This window comes from Mycobacterium shunyiense (assembly GCF_058270075.1).
Genome location: NZ_JBZDPU010000027.1, coordinates 1 through 22177, shown reverse-complemented (window position 1 = coordinate 22177; position 22177 = coordinate 1). Strand labels below are relative to the sequence as shown.

Here is a 22177-nt window from a genome sequence, read left to right as displayed (position 1 = left end):
CATGTATGGGGCAACACTGCTGATCCTCGTCTGGGTCGGTTCGTACCGCGCCGCGTTCCCAGTGTTGCCACTTGCGATAACGCCGGTCCCGCACCGTCGGATCGATCAACCCGGCCCGCAACAACGCTCGACACACTGCCGAGGCCGAGGGCACCGGGGCCACCCGGCGTTTGGCCAGTTCGAACACCAATCGCCGCGGCCCGTAGTACGGCCGAGGCCGCCGTAGCTCCAGCGCCACCGCTTCCACCTGCGCAAGCATCTGATGCGGACACAACACCGGCCGATGCGATCGATCCGCCAAACCCTCCAGACCCTGGGCCTCATACCGAGTCAACCAGGCATGCAGCGTCTGCCGCGACACCCCAACTTTGCCGGCACGTGCGATACCGACAGACCGTTACTGACCACCGCCAGCACGGCCTGATACCTCTGCTCGACCACGCTCAAGCAAGTCCCTCATACAGGGAGTGTCAAGGATCAACCGAAGTAGCTGTTAAGCATCAGCCGAAACGTCACCCATCAACCGGAGACAAACGTCAAGCATCACTCGACGTCATACAAACAAGAGCGCCCCCGGCAGGAATCGAACCTGCGACCTAGAGATTAGAAGGCTCTTGCTCTATCCAACTGAGCTACGGAGGCAACGCGCGGACAGTCTATCTTGCCTGTGCCCAACACCACGCAAACCGTGTCAGCGGCAAAGCGGACCCGAGGGGCCGGTGGCGGACTAGCGTGGACGCTGCACTGGCGGCCAGGGGGAGGGGAGAGGGACCACGCGATGAGCGACGTGCCGGAGTTGGACGCGGCGGGACTGCCCGAAGAACTGAGCGCAGTCGATCAGCTGTTGCATCGGGGAGAGGCAAACCCGCGCACCCGGTCCGGGATCCTCGGCGTCGAGATCCTCGACACCACACCGGATTGGGACCGATTCCGGGCCCGTCTCGATCACGCGTCGCGCAAGGTTCTGCGTCTGCGCCAGAAGGTCGTCATGCCCACCCTGCCGACGGCAGCTCCGCGTTGGGTCGTCGACCCCGACTTCAATCTCGACTACCACGTGCGACGGGTGCGGGTTCCTGCGCCCGGCACGTTGCGCGACGTGTTTGATCTGGCCGAGGTCGCGCTGCAGTCGCCGATGGACATCAACCGGCCGTTGTGGAACGCCACCTTGGTCGAGGGGCTGGCCGACGGCCGGGCGGCGACCATTCTCCATCTGAGCCATGCGGTCTCCGACGGCGTCGGGATGGTCGAGATGTTCGCCAACATCTACGACCTCGAGCGTGATCCCGAACCGGCCGCCGCTGCACCGTTACCCATCCCGCAGGACCTCTCGCCCAACGACCTGATGCGGGAGGGCATCAACCGGCTCCCCGGATCGATTGCCGGCGGCGTGCTGGGTGCGCTCGGACAGGCGGCCCGGACAGTGACCAAGGTGGTGCGCGACCCTGTGTCGGCGGTCAGCGGGGTGGTCGACTACGCGATGTCCGGTGCCCGGGTGATGGGTCCGGCTGCGCACCCCTCGCCGCTGCTGCGCCGTCGAAGCCTGTCGTCGCGCACGGAGGCGATCGACATTCCGTTCGCCGACCTGCACCGGGCAGCCAAGGCCGCCGGCGGTTCGATCAACGATGCGTACCTGGCCGGGCTGTGCGGCGCCCTGCGGCTCTACCACGAAGCCAAAGGCATCTCGATCGAGACGTTGCCCATGGCCGTACCGGTCAACCTGCGCTCACAGGACGACCCGGCCGGCGGCAACCGCTTCGCCGGGATCAATCTCGCCGCGCCCGTCGGAATCGTCGACCCGGAGACCCGGATCAAGGCCGTCCGGTCGCAGATGACGAGCAAGCGCGAGGAGCGCGCCATCGACGTGGTCGGCTCGATCGCGCCCGTGCTGAGCCTGCTGCCCGATGCCGTACTGGAGACGGTGGCCGGTTCGGTGGTGAACTCCGACGTGCAGGCCAGCAATGTCCCGGTCTGGCCGGGGGACACCTTCATCGCCGGGGCAAAGATATTGCGCCACTACGGAATAGGTCCGTTGCCCGGCGTCGCGATGATGGTGGTGTTGATCTCGAGATCGGGATACATCACGGTCACCACCCGCTACGACCGCGCCGCCATCACCGACGATCAGCTGTTCGCCCGGTGTCTGCTCGCGGGATTCGACGAGGTGCTGGCGCTCGGTGGCGACGGCCACGCGGAGCCGGCCTCGTTCAGCGATGACACTTCGGCGACGAACGGGAGTGCTGCACAGTGACTTCGAAAGACCCGTCCCCGAAACCCCGCGGCACCAGACAGATGCGGCTGCCCGGCACCCTAGCCGAGATCGAGGGCAGCCCCGAGGGCCCGGAGATCGGCGCGTTCTTCGACCTGGACGGGACCCTGGTGGCCGGCTTCACCGGAGTGATCATGACCCGGGACCGGTTGCGTCGCGGTCAGATGGGTGTCGGCGAGTTCATCGGGATGGTGCAGGCCGGGCTCAACCACCAGTTGGGGCGTTCGGAGTTCGAGGACCTGATCGGTAAGGGCGCCCGGATGCTGCGGGGCAACTCGCTCAGCGATCTCGACGAGCTCGGCGAGCGGTTGTTCGTCCAGCATGTGCAGGGACGCATGTACCCGGAGATGCGGGCCATGGTGCGTGCGCACATGGCCCGCGGCCACACCGTGGTGCTGAGTTCCTCGGCGCTGACGGTTCAAGTCGAGCCGGTAGCCCGCTTTCTCGGCATCGACAACGTGCTGTGCAACAAGTTCGAGACGGACGAGGACGGCCTGATCACCGGCGAAGTCGAGAGACCGGTCATCTGGGGCGCCGGCAAAGCCCGTGCGGTGCAGAACTTCTCGTCCGCCAACGGGGTGGACCTGGCCAAGAGTTATTTCTACGCCGACGGCGACGAGGACGTCGCCCTGATGTACCTGGTGGGCCATCCGCGGCCGACGAATCCGGCGGGCAAGCTGGCCGCCGTCGCCGCCAAGCGTGGCTGGCCGGTGCTGAAGTTCAGCAGCCGCAGCGGCAGCAGCCCGGTCTCGCAACTGCGTACGCTGGCCAGCCTGGCCACCATCCCGACCGTCGCCGCCGGCGCGATCGGCCTCGGGTTGCTGACCCGCAACAAGCGCACCGGGGTCAACTTCTTCACCTCGAACTGGAGCAAGCTGCTCATGCTCACGACGGGCATCGAGCTCAACGTCCTCGGCGAGGAGAATCTGACCGCGCAACGCCCCGCGGTCTTCATCTTCAATCACCGCAATCAGGCCGACCCGATGATCGCGGGCCGGTTGGTCGGGGTGGACTTCACCGGCGTCGGGAAGAAGGAGCTGGAGCGCAACCCGCTGATGGGTCCGCTCGGGAAGGTCATGGATGCGGCATTCATCGACCGCGATGACCCGGAAAAGGCCGTCGAAAGCCTGCACCGCGTGGAAGAGCTTGCCCGCAAGGGTCTCTCGATCCTGATCGCCCCCGAGGGCACCCGGCTGGACACCACCGAGGTGGGACCGTTCAAGAAGGGGCCGTTCCGCATCGCCATGGCCGCAGGTGTGCCGATCGTGCCGATCGTGATCCGCAACGCCGAGGTGATCGCGGCCCGCGATTCCAGCACGTTCAACCCGGGCAAGGTGGACATCGCGGTGTATCCACCGATTTCGGTGGACGACTGGACCGTCGAGAACATCTCCGACCGCATCGCCGAGGTCCGCCAGATCTATCTCGACACCCTGAGATCCTGGCCGGAGGACGAGTTGCCCACCTTCGACATCTACACCCGGGCGCCGGCGGAGCAGGCCGCTCCGCGCCGGGCGGCCAAGAAGGCGCCTGCGAAGAAAGCACTCGCCAAGAAGGCACCCGCGAAGAAAGTCCCGGCGAAAAAGGCTGCCCCCGAGACGAATACCGCGCCCTCCGGCTCGTCCTCGCGGTCGACTCCCAAGGGCCGACCGTGACCACAGGTATCGACGATTACCCCAGCTTCAGCACCACCGACGACGCGCTGGTGCTCGCATCGGCCTCGTCACCGGCCGAGCTCGAACTGCTCAACGACTGGCTCAAGACGCAGCGGCGTGAACATCCCGACACGACCGTCGAGGTACTGCAGCTGCCGGCCACCGACGAACCCGCCCCCGGGGCGGTGGCCCGGTTGGTCGAGGAACTGGAATCGGACGAGGACCGGCTGGTCGTTCCGGTCCGGGTGTTCTGGGTGCCCGGCGGGTTACCCACCCGATTGAAAGTGGTGGGGTTGATCTCCGGCCGCGACACCTACCGGCCGCCGGAGATCCTGCAGCGACGCATCCTGCGCAAGGACCCGTCACGCGCCCGGATCGTTGCCGGTGAACCGGCCAAGGTATCGGAACTGCGCAAGCAGTGGAGTGAGACCACGGTCGCGGAAAACCCCAGGGAATTCGCCCGATTCGTCCTTCGGCGGGCGGTACTGGCCATCGAGCGGGTGGAGCTTCGGCTGCTGGGCCCCGAGTACAAGTCGCCGCGGCTGGTCAAGCCGGAGATGTTGGACTCGGCACGATTCCGCCAAGGCCTGGAGCAGATTCCGGGGGCGACGGTGGAGAAGGCCGGGGAGATGCTCGACGAGCTCTCCACGGGGTGGAGCCGGTTCTCGGTGGACCTGATCCCCACAATGGGCCGGGCCATCTTCAGTCGTGGCTTCGATCCGCGTATCGACTACGACCGCTCCGAGATCGAGTCGATGCGCCATGCCCTGGAACGGCATCCGGCGGTGTTGCTGTTCTCCCACCGGTCCTATCTCGACGGGGTCATCGTCCCGGTGGCCATGCAGGAGAACCGACTTCCCCCGGTGTACACGTTCGCCGGGATAAACCTCTCGTTCGGCCTGATGGGTCCGTTGTTCCGGCATTCCGGTGTCATCTTCCTGCGCCGCAAGCTTGACGACCCGCTGTACAAGTACGTGCTGCGGCAGTACGTCGGCTACATCGTGGAGAAGCGGTTCAACCTGAACTGGTCCATCGAGGGCACCCGGTCCCGGACCGGAAAGATGTTGCCGCCCAAGCTCGGTTTGCTCGCCTACGTCGCCAACGCCTATCTCGACGGCCGCAGTGAGGACATCCTGCTGCAGCCGGTGTCGATCAGCTTCGACCAGCTGCACGAGACCGCCGAGTACGCCGCGTACGCCCGGGGTGGCGAGAAGACCCCGGAGGGTCTGAGCTGGCTGTACAACTTCATCAAAGCGCAGGGCGAACGCAACTACGGCAAGATCTATGTCCGCTTCCCAGAAGCGGTTTCGATGCGCGAACATCTCGGTGAGCCGAACGGTGAGATGGCCCACGACGAGGCAGCCAAACGCCTGGCGATGCAGAAGATGGCCTTCGAGGTGGCCTGGCGGATCCTGCGGGTCACCCCGGTCAACGCGACCAACCTGGTCTCGGCGTTGCTGCTGGGCGCCCGTGGCGTCGCCCTGACGCTCGATCAACTGCACCACACTCTGCAGGACTCGCTGGACTACCTGGAGCGTAAGAACACCCCGATGACCAACAGTGCGCTGCGGCTACGGACCGCCGAGGGCGTGCGTTCGGCCGTCGATGCGCTCTCCGGCGGGCACCCGGTGACGCTGGTGGACAGCGGGCGCGAGCCCGTGTGGCGGATCGCCCCCGAGGATGAACTGGAGGCGGCGTTCTACCGCAACTCCCTGATCCACGCCTTCCAGGAGACCTCGATCGTGGAGCTGGCCCTGGCGTATTCCGCCCGTGCGGCGACCGATCCGCTGCAGGCGTTCTGGGACCAGGTGATGCGGCTGCGTGACCTGCTCAAGTTCGATTTCTACTTCGCCGATTCGGCGGCCTTCCGCGACAACGTCGCCGAGGAGCTGTCGTGGTACGACCGCACGCCCGAAGGGCAGGCGGCCGGAGGCTGGGAAGCGAAGGTCTCCGCCGGGGGCGACGAGATCTATCAGATGTTGCGCAGCAAGCGACCGCTGTTGGTGGGCGCGATGCTCCGTCCGTTCTTCGAGGCCTACGGGATCGTCGCCGACGTGCTGCGCGACGCACCGGCCGAGATCAGTGAGCGAGATCTGACCAAGCGGGCGCTGGGCGTGGGACGGCAGTACGTCGCCCAGGGCCGGGTGGGCAGCAACGAGTCCGTGTCGGCGTTGCTGTTCGCCACGGCGCGACAGGTGGCAGCCGATCAGAACCTGCTGGTCAGCGGTCCGGATCTGCAAGAGCGTCGCAACGCTTTCCGCGATGAACTGCGCGGGATCGTCGCCGATATGGACAAGGTCGACGAGATCGCACGCGAGCAGTTCTACTACCGGGACAAGCAGCGCCGCGCCGAGTCGGACCAGTCGGACTAGCCGCCGGACTCACCTTTCGTCTGGCAGCCGGGATGTGGTGGCGCCCACGCCATACCCTTGGACCATGACTTCTGCCGGCCAGGTGACCGCGTCCAGCGTGCGCAGCAGCGTGGTGTGGCCTGTGCTGGTGGGCGTGGGGCTGCTGGCGGGGGCAGTGGCCGCAGGCATCGGGGCGTTGTCGCTGGCCGACGCCCTGACCGCCACCGGACTGCCCGACCCCGGCCCCGTGACCACCTACGGCCTGCCGTTCGTCCGGGCCGCCGGCGAGATCGCCGCCGTCGTCGCAGTCGGGTCCTTCCTGTTCGCCGCGTTCCTGGTGGCACCCCAGACCAACGGCGTGCTCGACGTGGCCGGATACCGGGCACTGCGGCTCGGTACGGCCGCCTCGGGCGTGTGGACGGTGTGCGCCGCGCTGCTGGTCCCGCTGACGATCTCCGACGTGTCCGGCCAGCCGCTGCTCGATCATCTCGGCCCGGTGGACGTGTGGTCGGCTGCGAGCCTGGTCGAGGTCTCGGCGGCCTGGCGCTGGACGGCGATCCTGGCCGCCGGTGTCACCATCGCGAGCCTGCCGGTGCTCCGGTGGGGGTGGACGCCGGTGCTGCTGGCCGGATCACTGCTCACACTGATGCCGCTGGTCCTGACCGGACACTCGTCGGCCGGCGGAGCTCACGATCTGGCCACCAACAGCCTCTTCATCCATCTGGTGGCGGCGGCGCTGTGGGCCGGCGGACTGCTGGCGTTGTTGGCTCACGCCATCCGGGCCGGGGGCGGGGGCGCCTCTGACGGCGCCAACACCGCCCTGGCCGCGCGACGCTTCTCGGCACTGGCGCTGTGGTGTTTCGTCGCGATGGCCATCAGCGGGGTGCTCAACGCCCTGGTGCGGATCCAGCTTCCCGATCTGGTGCGCACGAACTACGGCTGGCTGCTGGTCGGCAAGGTCATCGCGCTGAGCCTGCTCGGTGTGCTGGGTTGGCGACAGCGCCGGGTCAGCCTGACCGCCCTGGCCGGCGATCCCGGTGCACGCACACCGTTGATCCGGTTGGCTCTGACCGAGGCTGCGCTGTTCGGCGTCACGTTCGGTATCGCCGTCGGCCTGGGCCGTACCCCACCGCCGCCGGAACCGCGGATCCCGAGCCCCACCGAGGTCGCGATCGGATACGACTTCGCCGGGCCGCCGACGGTCGCCCGGGTGTTGTTCGACTGGCGGTTCGACCTGCTGTTCGGGACCGCGGCGATCATCGCTGCGGCGGCGTACCTGGCCGCGGTGTACCGGCTGCGGAGACGCGGTGACGCCTGGCCGGTGGGCCGCACGTTCGCCTGGCTGCTGGGCTGTGCGGCGCTGCTGTTCACCACCTCGTCGGGGCTCGGTCGCTACATGCCGGCGATGTTCAGCATGCACATGATCGCCCACATGCTGCTGTCGATGCTGGTGCCCGTTCTGCTGGTGCTCGGCGCCCCGGTGACCCTGGCGCTACGGGCGCTACCCGCGGTGGGCCGAGGATCGCCGCCAGGCCCGCGGGAATGGCTGCTCGCGGCGCTGCATTCCAGGGTGTCGCAGTTCCTGACCCAGCCCATCGTCGCGACCGTGCTGTTCGTGGCGGGGTTCTACGGTCTGTACTTCGGCGGCATCTTCGACGCCGCGGTCAGCAACCATGCCGCGCACATCCTGATGAACGTGCACTTCCTGCTGTCGGGCTACCTCTTCTACTGGGTGGTCATCGGCGTAGACCCCACCCCGAGGCCGGTCCCGCACCTGGTCAAGATCGGGATGGTGTTCGCCTCGCTGCCGCTGCACGCATTCTTCGGTGTGGTGATGATGGGCATGCAGACCGTGCTGGGCGAAAGCTTCTACCGGTCACTGCAGTTGCCGTGGCATACCGACCTGATCGGAGACCAGCACCTCGGCGGCGGCATCGCCTGGGCGGCCGGGGAAGTCCCGCTGGTGATCGTGATGCTGGCGCTGCTGATCCAGTGGCGGCGCAGCGATCAACGCACCGCCAAGCGGTTGGACCGGGCCGCGGATCGCGATGACGACGCCGATCTGGCGGCCTACAACGCGATGCTGGCCGAGATGGCGCGTCGCGACCACCCTTCCGGATAGGACTTTCGGGGATTCATCCCCAGCCCGCGTTTCATCCACAGCCGACGGCGTCGTCGGGTCCGCATACCGGCCGCGCGTCGGGGTTCTGGCGGTCAATGGCTGCGTAAGGCGGCCGCGCTGCTCGGTGTCGGCCACCGGAATGGATGAAGCGAAAGGAATCAGAAATGTTCGAGACCCCGTTCACGATCGTGGGCAACATCATCACCGACCCGGTCCGGCGGCGATTCGGCGATCAGGAGCTGTACAAGTTCCGGGTGGCCAGCAATTCGCGGCGCCGCACGCCCGAGGGCAACTGGGAGCACGGCAACTCGCTCTACGTCACGGTCAACTGCTGGGGAAATCTCGCCACGGGTACCAGCGCCTCTCTGATGAAGGGCGACGCAGTGATCGTGGTGGGGCATGTCCACACCGACGAGTACGAGGACAAAGAGGGTGTACGCAGGTCGTCGGTCGAGGTGCGTGCCACCGCGGTCGGGCCCGACCTGTCCCGCTGCACCGCCAGGGTCGCGCCCCTGCCCAAACCTGCGGCCGGCCCGGCGCCCGAGCCCGAATCCGTCGACTCCCACGACGCGGAAACCGAGCCCGACGAGGGTGAGCTGCCACTGTCGGCTTAGCGGGTTTCGGGCGCGCATAGGATGGGCGCGAGTGAGTTGGGCTTGACGCAACCTTTCGCGCGAGCGCCCATCCGATATCCCCGAAGAGTTTCAGAAAGGCACATCACGGCATGGCCGAATTCATCTACACGATGCGCAAGGTTCGCAAGGCGCACGGCGACAAGGTCATCCTTGACGACGTCAGCCTGAACTTCCTGCCCGGCGCGAAGATCGGCGTCGTCGGTCCCAACGGGGCTGGTAAGTCGAGTGTGCTGAAGATCATGGCCGGCATCGACCATGCCAACAACGGCGACGCGCTGCTCGCACCCGGCGCCTCCGTCGGCATCCTGATGCAGGAGCCGCAGCTCGACGAGACCAAGACCGTCCGCGAGAACGTCGAGGCCGGCGTGGCCATCAAGGGCAAGCTCAACCGGTACAACGAGGTCGCCGAGTTGATGGCCACCGACTACTCCGATGAGCTCATGGAGGAAATGGGCCATCTGCAGGAAGAACTGGACGCGGCCGACGCGTGGGACATCGACTCCCAGCTCGAGCAGGCCATGGACGCGCTGCGCTGCCCGCCGCCGGACGAACCGGTCACCCACCTCTCGGGTGGTGAGCGTCGCCGCGTGGCCCTGTGCAAGCTGCTGCTGTCCAAGCCTGACCTGCTGCTGCTCGACGAGCCCACCAACCACCTCGACGCCGAGAGCGTGCTGTGGCTGGAGCAGCACCTGGCCAGCTACAAGGGCGCCATCCTGGCCGTCACCCACGACCGGTACTTCCTGGACAACGTCGCCGAGTGGATCCTCGAACTCGACCGCGGCCGCGCCTACCCGTACGAGGGCAACTACTCGACCTACCTGGAGAAGAAGGCCGAGCGCCTCGAAGTCCAGGGCAAGAAGGACCAGAAGCTGCAGAAGCGGCTCAAGGACGAGCTGGCCTGGGTCCGCTCGGGGGCCAAGGCCCGGCAGGCCAAGAACAAGGCCCGCCTCGGCCGCTACGAGGAGATGGTCGCCGAAGCCGAGAAGACCCGGAAGCTCGACTTCGAGGAGATCCAGATCCCGACCCCGCCGCGGCTGGGCAACGTGGTTGTCGAGGTCGAGCACCTCGACAAGGGTTTCGAAGGCCGCACGCTGATCAAGGACCTCTCCTTCACGCTGCCGCGCAACGGCATCGTCGGCGTCATCGGCCCCAACGGCGTCGGCAAGACGACACTGTTCAAGACCATCGTCGGGCTGGAACAGCCCGACAGCGGCACCGTCAAGGTCGGCGACACGGTCAAGCTGTCCTATGTCGACCAGAGCCGTGCCGGCATCGACCCCAAGAAGACGGTCTGGGAGGTCGTCTCCGACAAGCTCGACTACATCGAGGTCGGCCAGAACGAGATCCCGTCGCGGGCCTACGTGTCCGCGTTCGGGTTCAAGGGACCGGATCAGCAGAAGCCGGCGGGCGTGCTGTCCGGCGGTGAGCGCAACCGGCTCAACCTCGCCCTGACCCTCAAAGAGGGCGGCAACCTGATCCTGCTCGACGAGCCGACCAACGACCTCGACGTCGAGACGCTGTCCTCACTGGAGAACGCGCTGGAGCAGTTCCCCGGCTGCGCCGTGGTGATCAGCCACGACCGCTGGTTCCTGGATCGCACCTGCACGCACATCCTGGCGTGGGAGGGCGACGACGACAACGAGGCCAAGTGGTTCTGGTTCGAGGGCAACTTCGGTGCCTACGAGGAGAACAAGATCCAACGTCTCGGTGCCGAAGCGGCACGTCCGCACCGGGTGACCCACCGGAGACTGACCCGGGACTGACCCGTGACGGGATAAACAGCGCAGCGGGCTCGGTGGCGCCACTAATGTCGCAGCTATGCACCAATGCCGGTGCGTGGGCGTGAGTAGGGAGTGATCCGTATGACGGCCGAACCGGGAGCTCTTCGGGGACAGGGAATTAGCGACCGGGATCGCTCACAGGCGCCGCCTGAGGTGATCCACCGGCTCGCGAAAGCCTTCCTGTCCACCTACCGGGCTCCGCAGGCCGGCGCGCCGGGAGTGGCCGCCACCGGCCCTCAGGCCGCGGTGGCCGAGCGCCTCGTTTCCGATGCCACGGTGGCCGCCCACTACGCGTTGGGCGGTCAGCGGGCGCCGGGGGAGACCAAGGTCATGGTCTACCCGGGAGACAGCGACTCCGGTCCGGCCCTGCAGATCGTCACCGAGCAGGCGGCGATGCTGGTCGATTCGGTGACGGTGTTGTTGCACCGGCACGGCATCGCGTATCCGGCCATCATGAACCCGGTCTTCCGGGTGCACCGCGACGCGGACGGGGTACTGCAGGATTTCCAACCCGCCGCCGAGGCCACCGGCGTCGACGGCGTCGACGAGTGCTGGATCCTGGTGCCGGTCCACGGCGCGGCTGACGGTCCGGCACTGACCGAAGTGGTCGGCCTGGTACCGGATGTCCTGGCCCAGGCGCGACAGATCGGTCTGGACGCCGCTGCCATGGGCGCCGCGCTGCACGCCCTGGCCAACGACGTCGCCACCGATGTCGAGGGCCGGTTTCCCAACACCGACCGCAAGGACGTCGCCGCGCTGTTGCGCTGGCTCTCCGACGGGCATTTCGTGCTGCTGGGTTACCAGCAGTGCGCGATCGGCGACGGGCAGGCCACGGTCGATCCGTCGAGTCGCCTCGGTGTGCTCAAGCTACGCGAGGATGTGCTGCCGCCGCTGACCGCCTCCGACGATCTGATGGTGCTGGCTCAGGCCACCATGCCGAGCTATGTGCGCTACGGCGCCAACCCGTACATCGTCGTGGTCCGCGACAGCGGCGAGCAGGTCATCGAGCACCGGTTTGTCGGCCTGTTCACCGTGGCCGCGATGAACGCCAACGTGCTGGAGATCCCGTTGATCTCGCGGCGTGTCGAGGAGGCGTTGGCCATGGCCCGGCGCGACCCCAGCCACCCGGCGCAGCTGCTGCGTGACATCGTCCAGACCATCCCGCGCCCAGAACTGTTCGCGTTGAGTTCCAAACAGCTGTTGGACATGGCGCTGACCGTGGTGGACCTCGGGTCGCGCCGCCGTACCCTGCTGTTTCTGCGCGCGGATCAGTTGGCGCACTTCGTATCCTGCCTGGTGTACCTGCCCCGCGACCGCTACACCACCGCGGTGCGGCTGGAGATGCAGGACATCCTGGTGCGCGAACTCGGCGGGGAGAGCATCGACTACTCGGCCAGGGTCAGTGAATCACCTTGGGCAGTAGTCCATTTCATCGTGCGCCTGCCCGACGGTGCGGTCTCGCACGCCGTGGACACCTCCACGGAGAACGAGAACCGGATCCAGAACCTGCTGACTGAGGCCACTCGCAACTGGGGTGACCGCATGACCAGTGCGGCAGCAAACGCGGAGCTCACCCCGGCAGCCGTCGAGCACTATGCCTCGGCCTTTCCGGAGGACTACAAGCAAGCCGTGGCTCCAGCGGATGCCATCGCCGACATCGCGATCATCGAAGCGCTGCAGGACAATTCAGTAAAGCTGGTGTTCAGGGAAGGTCAGGACGACGGCCTCGCCCAGCTCACCTGGTACCTGGGCGGCCAGTCGGCGTCGCTGAGCGAACTCCTGCCGATGCTGCAGTCGATGGGCGTGGTGGTGCTCGAAGAACGCCCCTACACGGTGACCAGGGCCGACGGCCTGCCGGTCTGGATCTACCAGTTCAAGGTCGTCCGCCAGCGCAGCATCCCCGACGCGCCCGACGCGGCGTCGCGGGAGGCCACCGCCCAACGGTTCGCCGACGCGGTGACCGCGATCTGGCACGGATGGGTCGAAGTCGACCGGTTCAACGAACTGGTGTTGCGCGCGGGCCTGACCTGGCAGCAGGTCGTGATCCTGCGCGCCTACGCGAAATACCTACGGCAGGCCGGTTTCCCGTACAGCCAGTCGCACATCGAATCGGTGGTCAACGAGAATCCGCACACCACACAGTCGCTGCTGCAGCTGTTCGAGGCGCTGTTCGACCCGTCCGAGGACACCTCGGGAACTCGCGACGCACAGGGAGCCGCCGCGGCGGTGGCCGAAGACATCGATGCCCTGGTGAGTCTGGACACCGACCGGGTACTGCGTGCCTTCGCGACCCTCATCCAGGCCACGCTGCGCACCAACTATTTTGTGCAGGACCCGAAGTCAGCGCGGCAACGCGGGGTCGTGGCGATGAAGCTCAACCCCGGCCTGATCAACGAACTGCCGCTGCCACGGCCCAAGTTCGAGATCTTTGTCTACTCGCCCCGGGTGGAGGGCGTGCACCTGCGGTTCGGGTTCGTGGCACGCGGCGGGTTGCGCTGGTCGGACCGTCGCGAAGACTTCCGCACCGAGATCCTCGGCCTGGTCAAGGCGCAGGCCGTGAAGAACGCCGTCATCGTGCCGGTCGGCGCCAAGGGCGGGTTCGTGGTCAAACGGCCGCCCGAGCCGACCGGCGACGCCGCCGTCGACCGCGAAGCCACCCGCGCCGAAGGCGTTGCCTGCTACCAACTTTTCATCTCCGGGCTGCTCGACGTGACAGACAACGTCGACAAGGGAACCGGCGCCGTCGTCACCCCACCGCAGGTGGTGCGCCGCGACGGGGAGGACGCCTATCTGGTGGTGGCGGCCGACAAGGGCACGGCCACGTTCTCCGACATCGCCAACGAAGTCGCCAAGTCCTACGGGTTCTGGCTGGGTGACGCGTTCGCCTCCGGCGGGTCCATCGGCTACGACCACAAGGCCATGGGCATCACCGCCAAGGGCGCCTGGGAGTCGGTGAAACGGCACTTCCGCGAGATGGGGGTGGACACCCAGAGCCAGGACTTCACCGTCGTCGGCGTCGGCGACATGAGCGGCGATGTGTTCGGCAACGGCATGCTGCTCTCGAAGCACATCCGGCTGATCGCGGCCTTCGACCACCGGCACATCTTCGTCGATCCCAACCCTGACGCCGCCGCATCCTGGGTGGAACGCAAGCGCCTGTTCGAACTGCCGCGATCCAGCTGGGAAGACTACGACGCCACGCTGATCAGCGAGGGCGGCGGTGTCTACAGCCGTCAGCAGAAGTCCATCCCGATCAGCCCGCAGGCCCGGGCGGCACTCGGGATCGACGACGACATCGAGGAACTCACGCCGCCAGCGCTGATGAAGTCCATCCTCAAGGCTCCGGTGGACCTGCTGTGGAACGGCGGCATCGGCACGTATGTGAAAGCCGAGACCGAGGCCGACGTCGGTGATCGTGCCAATGACCAGATCCGGGTGTGCGGTAACGAGGTGCGCGCCAAGGTGATCGGCGAGGGCGGCAACCTCGGCGTGACATCGCTGGGGCGGATCGAATTCGATCTGGCCGGCGGACGGATCAACACCGATGCGTTGGACAACTCCGCGGGCGTCGACTGCTCGGACCACGAGGTCAACATCAAGATCCTGATCGACTCACTGGTGACCGCCGAGAAGGTCAGTGCGCAGGAACGAACGGGTCTGTTGCTGTCGATGACCGACGAGGTCGGCGCGCTGGTGCTGACCGACAACAAGCACCAGAACGATCTGATGGGCACCAGCCGGGCCAACGCCGCGAGCATGCTTTCGGTGCACGCCCGGATGATCAAGGAGTTCGTGGCCAACCGCGGGCTCAACCGCGAGCTGGAGGCGTTGCCCTCGGAGAAGGAGATCCGACGCCGAGCCGACGCCGGAATCGGTTTGACCTCACCGGAATTGGCCACGCTGATGGCGCACGTCAAGCTCGAGCTCAAAGCCGACGTGCTGGCCAGTGATCTGCCCGATCAGGAGGTGTTCGCCGCCCGGCTGCCGCAGTACTTCCCGGAGAAGCTGCGCGAACAGTTCCCCGGCGAGATCCGGTCGCACCAGCTGCGGCGGGAGATCACCACCACCATGCTGGTCAACGATCTCGTCGACACGAGCGGGATCAGCTACGCCTACCGAATCACCGAGGACGTCGGCGTCGGTCCGGTCGACGCGGTGCGCAGCTATGTCGCCACCGACGCCATCTTCGGGATCGGCAACGTGTGGCGCCAGATCCAGGCTGCCGGAGAAGCCGGGGTGCCGGTGTCCGTCACCGACCGGATGACCCTGGATCTGCGCCGCCTGGTCGACCGGGCCGGGCGCTGGCTGCTGAACTACCGGCCGCAGCCGTTGGCCGTCGGCGCCGAGATCAACCGGTTCGCCGCGAAGGTGGCCGCTCTGCGTCCCGACATGGCGCAGTGGCTGCGCGGGGATGACAAGGCGATCGTGGCCAAAGAAGCCGGCGAGTTCGCCGCACAGGGCGTGCCCAACGACTTGGCCTATGCGGTGGCGACCGGGCTCTACCAGTACAGCCTGCTCGACGTGATCGACATCTCCGACATCGTGGACCGTGAGCCCACCGAAGTGGCCGACACCTACTTCGCGTTGATGGACCACCTCAGCTCCGACGGGCTGCTCACTGCGGTCTCCCGGCTGAGCCGCGACGATCGCTGGCATTCGTTGGCGCGGCTGGCTATTCGTGACGACATCTACGGTTCACTGCGGGCCCTGTGCTTCGATGTGCTCGCCGTCGGCGAACCCAACGAGACCGGTGAGGAGAAGATCGCCGAGTGGGAGCTGACCAACAGCTCCCGGGTGACCCGCGCTCGTCGCACGCTGGCCGAGATATACGAAGATGGTGAGCAGGACCTGGCGACGCTGTCTGTGGCGGCGCGGCAGATCCGCAGCATGACACGAACGAGTGGAACGGGAACGACTGCGTGAGTTTTACAACGCCGGTGCACGTGCGCTGGTCGGACATCGACATGTACCAGCACATCAATCACGCCACGATGGTGACGCTGCTCGAAGAGGCCCGGATTCCGTTTCTGCGTGAACCGTTCGGCGCCACGATCGAGACCATCGGCCTGCTGATCGCCGACGTCAGCATCGCCTATAAGGGCCAGTTGCGGCTCGTGGACTCACCCCTGCAGGTGACCATGTGGTCCAAACGGGTGCGGGCCGTGGATTTCACCATCGGCTACGAGGTGCGCTCGCTGCACGCCGCCCCTGACTCCAAGCCGTCGGTGATCGGCGAGACCCAGCTGGCCGCGGTGCACATCGCCGAGCAACGGCTGGAGCGCCTGACGCCCGAGCAGCGCAGCTATCTGGAGAGCCACCTGCGATGACCGCACCCGAGCGCGGTCTGTGGATCGACGATCCGCGTGACCGTGAGGATCTCGCGACGTTCCTCGACCGTGCCCTGCGGTTGGACGATGCCGCGGTGGTCCGATTGCGGGAGCGATCCGGTACCCATGCGGCCGTGGCCTGGGTGGCCACCGGGCTGGAGGTGCTGGCCAGCCGGGTGGTGACCGGTCAGGTGCGGCCGTCGGATCTGTCCGCGGGAGCCGACGCTCTGGTGGCCGGGTTGTCCTCTGCCGCAGACGGATACGTGGACCCAGGCTTCCCGATGGACTCGGCCTGGCGCGGTGGTCTGCCGCCCGAGGACGGATTCGTCCACCTCGACGACGTCCCGGCGCGGGTGATGCTCGACCTGGCTCAGCAAGGTGGTGCGCTGGCCCGCGAACACGGCAGTGCACACGGGCCGCCGGCGTCCCTGATGGACCAGGAGGTCATCGCGGTCAGCTCCGGTGACGAGGCTGTCGGAGTGCCCATGCGATGTGTATTCGCATTGACCGCCATGGGTTTTCTGCCGCAGACCGGCAACGAGGTGAGCGAAGAGGAGATCGTCCGGGTCCGCGCACACCCGTCGTGGCTGCGCATCGACGCCCGGTTCGGTTCGGTGTACCGCCGCCGCGGGAATGCCGCCCTGATCCTGGGCTGAGCGCGCCCTAGGGGTTGGCCGGTTGCAACGGTGCCGCGGGCCGGAACGTCGCGGCCTGCAGTTCGGCCGGGGTGTTGACAGGTGTCGCGAACAGCTGGAAGTTCTGGTGCCGGATGTAAAGGTCCGGGAACTTCACCGACCGGAACGAGAACTGATTGGGATCGATGACGCCCTTCTCCAGCACGAACGTCGAATCCTCCCGGACCTCTGCCGCGACGTCAGGGTCGATGATGCCGTCGAAGTACTTGCCGTGAATGCGGTAGTCGTCGAACGTCGCGATCTGCAGGACGAAGCCGAGAGGTGCGGCGGCCCGGCGTAGTTGGCCGGTTTCGCCGATGCGCAGATGGGGCCCGGTCCATTCGAAGGTCGCGTCGCCGCGGTCGGTGTCGGTCTCTATCTTGGCGATATCGGCGAGCCCGCTCCGTTCGACGATGTAGAAGTCAGGAAGATTGTTGGAATACAGCGAGAGTAAAGGCATGATGAATCCTTCTGTTGTACTTGTGTTTTGATTCTGATCCGGTCGTGGACCGGACGTCAGATCACCTTGTAGGTGAGGGAGTACACGGATCCGGCGCCGGCGATTCGCTGAGTGCGCTCGCCCCGGCCCAGCTCGGCGGCGGTGATCCTCGCCGCCCCGATTCTGCGGTCGTCCGGTCCGGTCTCATCCACCTCGAACAGTTCGATGTCGATGGGAGCCTGGGATCTGTTGAATGGCAGCAGGCGGTCATCGTCGAACGAATAGACGTCACCGGGCCTCATCCGGAGCCGTTCGAAGATGACGCCGTCGGCCCTGCTGACTTGAATTTCGTCGGCGCCGTCGTGGTCCCGCACCGTGTTCGCCTGCAGCCACAGCATTTTGGCGTAGTTGGCATCGCCCATGTCGTCCTCCGGAGGTATCGAGTTCGGTTCGGTGACTGTCTCGATACTGCGATGACGACGTGGCGCTGCACATGAGTAGTTCGCTACTCGACTTTCGGTCAGCTCCCGGAAATCCAGACGGCGGCGTCCGGCGGCAGGCTGCCGGCGATCAACTCTGCGCTGCTCAGCAGAACTTCACCAGGTGGCAATGGCGCCGCAGCGGTGCCCGTGTTGAGCACGCATGTCAAGCCACCTTCGCGCCGCAATGTCAGCAGGCCATCGGCGGTAGTCAGCCCGATTCCGTCGGTGAATTCCGCACGGCTGGAACGTAATTGGATGGCCTGCCGGTAGAACTCCAGCGTCGACGCCGGATCGGCCTGCTGGCACTCCACCGTCAACGGTGTCCACTCGTCAGGCATCGGCAGCCAAGTGTCGGCGCTGGAGGAGAACCCGAACGGCGGTGTGTCACCCGACCACGGCATCGGCACCCGGCACCCGTCACGTCCCCGTTCGGTGTGACCGGAGCGCTCCCACACCGGATCCTGGAGCACGTCATCGGGCAGATCGACATTGGGCAGCCCGAGTTCCTCGCCGTTGTAGACGAACACCGCGCCCGGCAGGGCCAGCATCACCAGGGCCATTGCCCGGGCCCGCGCCAACCCGCGCCAACCCGCGGGCACCGCCGCCGTATCGGGTGACCTCGCGTTCGACGTCGTGGTTGGACAGTGTCCACGTCGGTGTCGCCCCGGCGAGGTTGGCCGCTGCCATCGCGTTGTCGATCGCGTCGTGTACGTCGCGGGCGTCGAAATCGGCTTGCACCAGACGGAAATTGAAGCCCAGGTGCAACTCATCGGGGCGCAGATACCTGGCGAAGCGTTCGTTGCCGTGCACCCACACCTCGCCGATGGCCACGGCGTCGGGATAGTCGTCCAACACCGTGCGGATGAACCGGTGGATGTCATGCACGCTGTCGTTGTCGAATCGCGGGTCGTCCTCACTGTTGCGTAGTAGCGCTGTGTCGGTGACCGCCATGTCGGGCAGTTCGGGTGGTTTGGCCATGCCGTGGGCCACATCGATGCGGAACCCGTCGACTCCGCGGTCGAGCCAGAACCGCAGTGTCTTCTCCAGATCCTCGAACACCTCGGGGTGGTTCCAGTTCAGGTCGGGCTGGGCCGGATCGAACAGGTGCAGATACCACTGACCCGGTGTGCCGTCGGGCTCGGTGACGCGGGTCCAGGCCGGCCCGCCGAACACCGACACCCAGTTGTTGGGCGGTGCGTCACCACCGAGGCCGCGGCCGTCGCGGAAGATGTAGCGCTCGCGCCGCCGCGGATCCGCCAGCGCCTCGACGAACCACGGGTGCGCCGAGCTGGTGTGGTTGGGCACCAGGTCCATGGTGACCCGGATGCCGCGGCCGTGAGCGGCATCGAGCAGGCGGTCCAAAGCATCGAGACCACCGAACAGGGGGTCGACATCGCGCGGGTCGGCGACGTCGTAGCCATGGTCGGCCATCGGCGAGACCATGACCGGGTTGAGCCACAGGGCGTCGACGCCGAGTGCCGCGAGGTAATCGAGCCCGGCGCTCACCCCGTCGAGATCGCCGACCCCGTCGCCATTGCTGTCGGCGAACGAGCGGGGATAGACCTGGTAGAAAACCGCGTCCGCCCACCACCGGCGCATGTCAGAACGCCGAATTGACCATCGAGTCAGCGGCCATGTTCAAGTAGTCCAGCAGCGCGCGGCGGTGCGGTTCGTCGAGCGTCTCCGAATCGATCGAGGCCACCGCGGTGTGCATGCAGCGCAGCCAGGCGTCCCGCTCGAGGTACCCGATCCGGAACGGGGCGTGCCGCATCCGTAGCCGGGGGTGGCCGCGCTGGTCGGAGTACGTCCTTGGCCCGCCCCAGTACTGCTCAAGGAACATCCGCAGCCGCTCCTCGGCGCCGTCGATGTCGTCCTCGGGATACAACGGCAGCAGGATCTCGTCCTCGCGCACCAGTTGGTAGAACCGCGACACGATCGCTGCGAATGTCTCGTGGCCCCCGACTTCGTCGTAGAAAGATCGCTGCACAGCCGTCACGTCACTCATTGTGGTCCATTGTGACCCGAGAGGCCGTCGGGGCCGGTCACGGAGGTCTGGTCACCTCATGTTCATTGGACTGACCTGCGAACACCCGAAGAATTTTCGTGCGTATTGCCGGGATCCGTGGTGGACTGTCTCCTCGGAGGCTCCATGGCGCACAGCAAAAAAGGCCATATACGACGGACCGGCCACATTCCCGGCCCATCGGGACCCCATGTGCCAAATCGCCCCCTCCACAGCGTCGAGGTCCTTCCCTCCGCCGCGCCCGATGCGTCCCTGTGGGGCCGCCGTCGCGTCCTGCTCCTCAACTCCACCTATGAACCGCTGACCGCGCTTCCGCTGCGGCGCGCGGTGATCATGGTGATGTGCGGCAAAGCCGACGTCGTACACGACGACCCCTCGGGGCCCGTCATTCACTCGGCCACCCGCACCATCGTGGTGCCCTCGGTGATCCGGCTGCGCACCTTCGTCCGGGTGCCGTACCGGGCCCGCGTCCCGATGACCCGCGCGGCACTCATGCACCGCGACCGCTTCCGCTGCGCGTACTGCGGTGGCCGGGCCGACACGGTCGACCACGTCATCCCGCGCAGTCGCGGTGGCGAGCACTCCTGGGAGAACTGCGTGGCGGCCTGCGGGCCGTGCAACCACCGCAAGGCCGACCGGCTGCTGGCCGAACTGGGCTGGTCACTGCGGTGTGCGCCGATGCCGCCGAAGGGACAGCACTGGCGGTTGCTGTCGACGATCAAGGAGCTGGACCCGGCCTGGGTGCGCTATCTCGGCGAGGGCGCGGCATGATGCCCGACTTGCTGGGCACACTCGGCGCGCCGGCGCATCGCGGCTGATACGGTTTGCGCGTGAGCACAGCACTTACCCATTCCCTCCTCGGAGGGGTTCCGCTGTTGTTGTTCGTGGTCCTGGCGTTGATCTTCATGACCCGCAAGGGACCGCACCCGGCTACCTACAAGATGTCCGAGCCGTGGACCCACGAGCCGATCCTGTGGGCTGCCGAGGAGCCACAGGATCACGGGCACGGCGGGCATGATTCACACGGCGTGACGATCGGAGGCGGCGCAAGTGGCAAGTGGTGAACTGGCGACTGCCACGCAGGACCTGGACCTGCCCTACGGCTACGCCCTGACCTACAGCGGTCGGATCTCGGGAGTTACCGAGCCCGGTGAGCTGTCGGTGCACTACCCGTTCCCGACGATGGATCTCGTCGTCCTCGACGACGCGCTGAAGTACGGTTCGCGGGCGGCCAAGGCCCGGTTCGCGATCTACATCGGTGACTTGGGCGCGGACACCGCGGCCACGGCGCGCACGATCCTGGCCAAGGTGCCGACCCCCGACAACGCGGTGCTGCTCGCGGTCTCACCCGATCAGCATGCGATCGAGGTGGTCTACGGCGCCGACGTCAAGGGCCGTGGCATCGAAGAGGCTGCCCCGCTGGGCGTCTCGGCGGCCGCCGCCTCCTTCAAGGAAGGCAACTTGATCGACGGTCTGATCAGCGCCGTACGCGTGCTGTCGGCCGGCGTTTCTCCCGCCTAGTTCTTTCACACCGCGAGCGTGCGTGTCTGCTGTCGGACACGCCGCTCGCGGTGTGCTTTTTCCGCACGGTCGCGGACTGGCGAGCGTCAGGTCAGACCGGCACGGATCTCCACATAGCGCGTCAGGAACGCACGCTCGTCCAGCCGCTTGCGCCGCATCCAGGTGCTGACCTCGAAGTTGCACTTGCTGGCATTGCATGAACCGCACGCCGGCACGACGTTGTCCACGGTGTAGCGCCCGCCACGTGAGATGGCCATGACGCAGTCCTTCTGGAACGGGCCCGTGGTGCTGCGGCAGTAGGCGCACCCGTCCCACGCCGACTTGATGGCTTCCCATTGTTCGTCGGTGAGGTCGTGCTCGACGAGGTCCATCCGTCGCTTGCGTTTGCGGGCGGCCCGTGCCGCGCGGGTTCGACTGACCGCCATCGCCACAGCGTATGACCGCGAGCGTGCGCAGAATGCTGTCCAGACCCGGTGTGTCGGGCAGCAGACACGCACTCAGTGTGAATGTGGTGATGCCGCTGTTGCGGTGGTTGGGTTCTTTTCACCTGGTGTTTGGCTCAGATACGCACTGCCACCTCTGTGGGTTGGCATTCGAGCATTCTGCCGACATCAGGTGGGAAGGACCGACCGGCGTGACTTGATAGGAGCGTGGCACCGCCCCCACTGAGATGTGTCCGCCGGCCGGCCCAACCTTCACTCATCCACCTCTTGATGAAAGAAGGCACTGTCCATGGTGATTGTTGGCACCGATGTGCACAAGCGCACCCACACCTTCGTTGCGGTCAACGAAGCGGGCGCCAAATTGGGTGAAAAAGTCGTCCCCGCGACCCCAGACGGGCACCACACAGCGTTGCAGTGGGCACGCCGTCAGTTCGGCGACGACCTGCTCTGGGGCATCG

Annotated in this window: 17 protein-coding genes, 1 tRNA gene and 2 pseudogenes; 13 read left to right on the top strand and 7 right to left on the bottom strand. The window is 66.5% G+C overall.

From position 1 onward, the window contains the following. Window positions 1–46: 46 nt before the first annotated feature. Window positions 47–447: pseudogene (locus tag AC4ELH_RS27300) on the bottom strand (helix-turn-helix domain-containing protein); the annotation flags it as partial. A gap of 121 nt (window positions 448–568) precedes the next feature. Continuing rightward, window positions 569–642 (bottom strand) — tRNA-Arg (locus AC4ELH_RS27295). Between the two features lie 136 nt (window positions 643–778). Here AC4ELH_RS27295 and AC4ELH_RS27290 point away from each other — a divergent pair. The 9 genes from AC4ELH_RS27290 to AC4ELH_RS27250 all read left to right on the top strand — a co-directional run bounded on the left by AC4ELH_RS27290 (window position 779) and on the right by AC4ELH_RS27250 (window position 16793). Then, entirely contained in the window at window positions 779–2248 is a 1470-nt protein-coding gene (locus tag AC4ELH_RS27290; RefSeq protein WP_498887835.1) for a wax ester/triacylglycerol synthase family O-acyltransferase, read from the top strand. A 41-nt stretch (window positions 2249–2289) separates the two neighbouring features. Then, window positions 2290–3921 carry an HAD-IB family hydrolase gene (locus AC4ELH_RS27285; protein ID WP_498887900.1) on the top strand — a complete coding sequence of 544 codons (1632 nt, stop codon included), beginning with the start codon at window positions 2290–2292 and terminating at the stop codon, window positions 3919–3921. Next, on the top strand, window positions 3918–6293 hold the full coding sequence (locus AC4ELH_RS27280) for a glycerol-3-phosphate 1-O-acyltransferase (RefSeq protein WP_498887833.1): 2376 nt from the start codon (window positions 3918–3920) through the stop codon (window positions 6291–6293). The genes AC4ELH_RS27285 and AC4ELH_RS27280 overlap by 4 nt, the downstream gene beginning before the upstream one ends. A 64-nt stretch (window positions 6294–6357) precedes the next feature. Continuing rightward, window positions 6358–8394, top strand: a complete 2037-nt coding sequence (locus tag AC4ELH_RS27275; RefSeq protein ID WP_064957430.1) for a bifunctional copper resistance protein CopD/cytochrome c oxidase assembly protein — start codon at window positions 6358–6360, stop codon at window positions 8392–8394. A 164-nt stretch (window positions 8395–8558) separates the two neighbouring features. Next, on the top strand, window positions 8559–9008 hold the full coding sequence (locus AC4ELH_RS27270; protein ID WP_064880422.1) for a single-stranded DNA-binding protein: 450 nt from the start codon (window positions 8559–8561) through the stop codon (window positions 9006–9008). Between the two features lie 110 nt (window positions 9009–9118). Then, entirely contained in the window at window positions 9119–10792 is a 1674-nt protein-coding gene (gene ettA, locus AC4ELH_RS27265; protein ID WP_064880420.1) for an energy-dependent translational throttle protein EttA, read from the top strand. A 99-nt stretch (window positions 10793–10891) separates the two neighbouring features. Next, the gene (locus tag AC4ELH_RS27260; protein ID WP_448448268.1) at window positions 10892–15733 is read left to right on the top strand and encodes an NAD-glutamate dehydrogenase; all 4842 of its coding nucleotides are present in this window, start codon (window positions 10892–10894) and stop codon (window positions 15731–15733) included. Continuing rightward, complete coding sequence (locus AC4ELH_RS27255; protein ID WP_082449025.1) at window positions 15730–16137, top strand: acyl-CoA thioesterase; 408 nt, start codon at window positions 15730–15732, stop codon at window positions 16135–16137. Before AC4ELH_RS27260 ends, AC4ELH_RS27255 begins: the two co-directional genes overlap by 4 nt. Further along, a complete protein-coding gene (locus AC4ELH_RS27250; RefSeq protein ID WP_498887829.1) occupies window positions 16134–16793 on the top strand; it encodes a DUF8185 domain-containing protein in 660 nt (219 codons plus the stop codon). The genes AC4ELH_RS27255 and AC4ELH_RS27250 overlap by 4 nt, the downstream gene beginning before the upstream one ends. Before the next feature lie 7 nt (window positions 16794–16800). On the opposite strand, the gene AC4ELH_RS27245 is transcribed toward AC4ELH_RS27250, so the two are convergent. The 4 genes and pseudogenes from AC4ELH_RS27245 to AC4ELH_RS27230 form a co-directional block, all read right to left on the bottom strand. Beyond that, complete coding sequence (locus tag AC4ELH_RS27245) at window positions 16801–17271, bottom strand: AbfB domain-containing protein (RefSeq protein WP_064880414.1); 471 nt, start codon at window positions 17269–17271, stop codon at window positions 16801–16803. A 56-nt stretch (window positions 17272–17327) separates the two neighbouring features. Next, a complete protein-coding gene (locus AC4ELH_RS27240; protein WP_064880412.1) occupies window positions 17328–17672 on the bottom strand; it encodes a hypothetical protein in 345 nt (114 codons plus the stop codon). 98 nt (window positions 17673–17770) lie between these two features. Then, a pseudogene (locus tag AC4ELH_RS27235) lies at window positions 17771–19331 on the bottom strand (glycoside hydrolase family 13 protein). A 1-nt stretch (window position 19332) separates the two neighbouring features. Further along, a complete protein-coding gene (locus tag AC4ELH_RS27230) occupies window positions 19333–19719 on the bottom strand; it encodes a globin (protein WP_169618815.1) in 387 nt (128 codons plus the stop codon). Between the two features lie 162 nt (window positions 19720–19881). Between AC4ELH_RS27230 and AC4ELH_RS27225 the strand changes: the two genes are divergently transcribed. Genes AC4ELH_RS27225 through AC4ELH_RS27215 form a run of 3 tightly spaced genes read left to right on the top strand, consistent with a single transcriptional unit; the run spans window position 19882 to window position 21276 of the window. Next, entirely contained in the window at window positions 19882–20526 is a 645-nt protein-coding gene (locus AC4ELH_RS27225; protein WP_064930599.1) for an HNH endonuclease, read from the top strand. A gap of 59 nt (window positions 20527–20585) precedes the next feature. Beyond that, window positions 20586–20819, top strand: coding sequence for an aa3-type cytochrome oxidase subunit CtaJ (ctaJ, locus tag AC4ELH_RS27220; RefSeq protein ID WP_055115662.1), 234 nt, complete (start codon window positions 20586–20588; stop codon window positions 20817–20819). Then, the gene (locus tag AC4ELH_RS27215) at window positions 20806–21276 is read left to right on the top strand and encodes a DUF5130 domain-containing protein (RefSeq protein ID WP_055115660.1); all 471 of its coding nucleotides are present in this window, start codon (window positions 20806–20808) and stop codon (window positions 21274–21276) included. The genes ctaJ and AC4ELH_RS27215 overlap by 14 nt, the downstream gene beginning before the upstream one ends. Before the next feature lie 86 nt (window positions 21277–21362). Here AC4ELH_RS27215 and AC4ELH_RS27210 read toward each other — a convergent pair whose 3' ends face one another. Next, window positions 21363–21701, bottom strand: a complete 339-nt coding sequence (locus tag AC4ELH_RS27210; protein WP_064885557.1) for an HNH endonuclease — start codon at window positions 21699–21701, stop codon at window positions 21363–21365. A gap of 307 nt (window positions 21702–22008) precedes the next feature. On the opposite strand from AC4ELH_RS27210, the gene AC4ELH_RS27205 reads away from it, so the two are divergent. Then, the coding region (locus AC4ELH_RS27205; protein WP_498887898.1) for an IS110 family transposase at window positions 22009–22177 on the top strand (169 nt) is incomplete at its 3' end.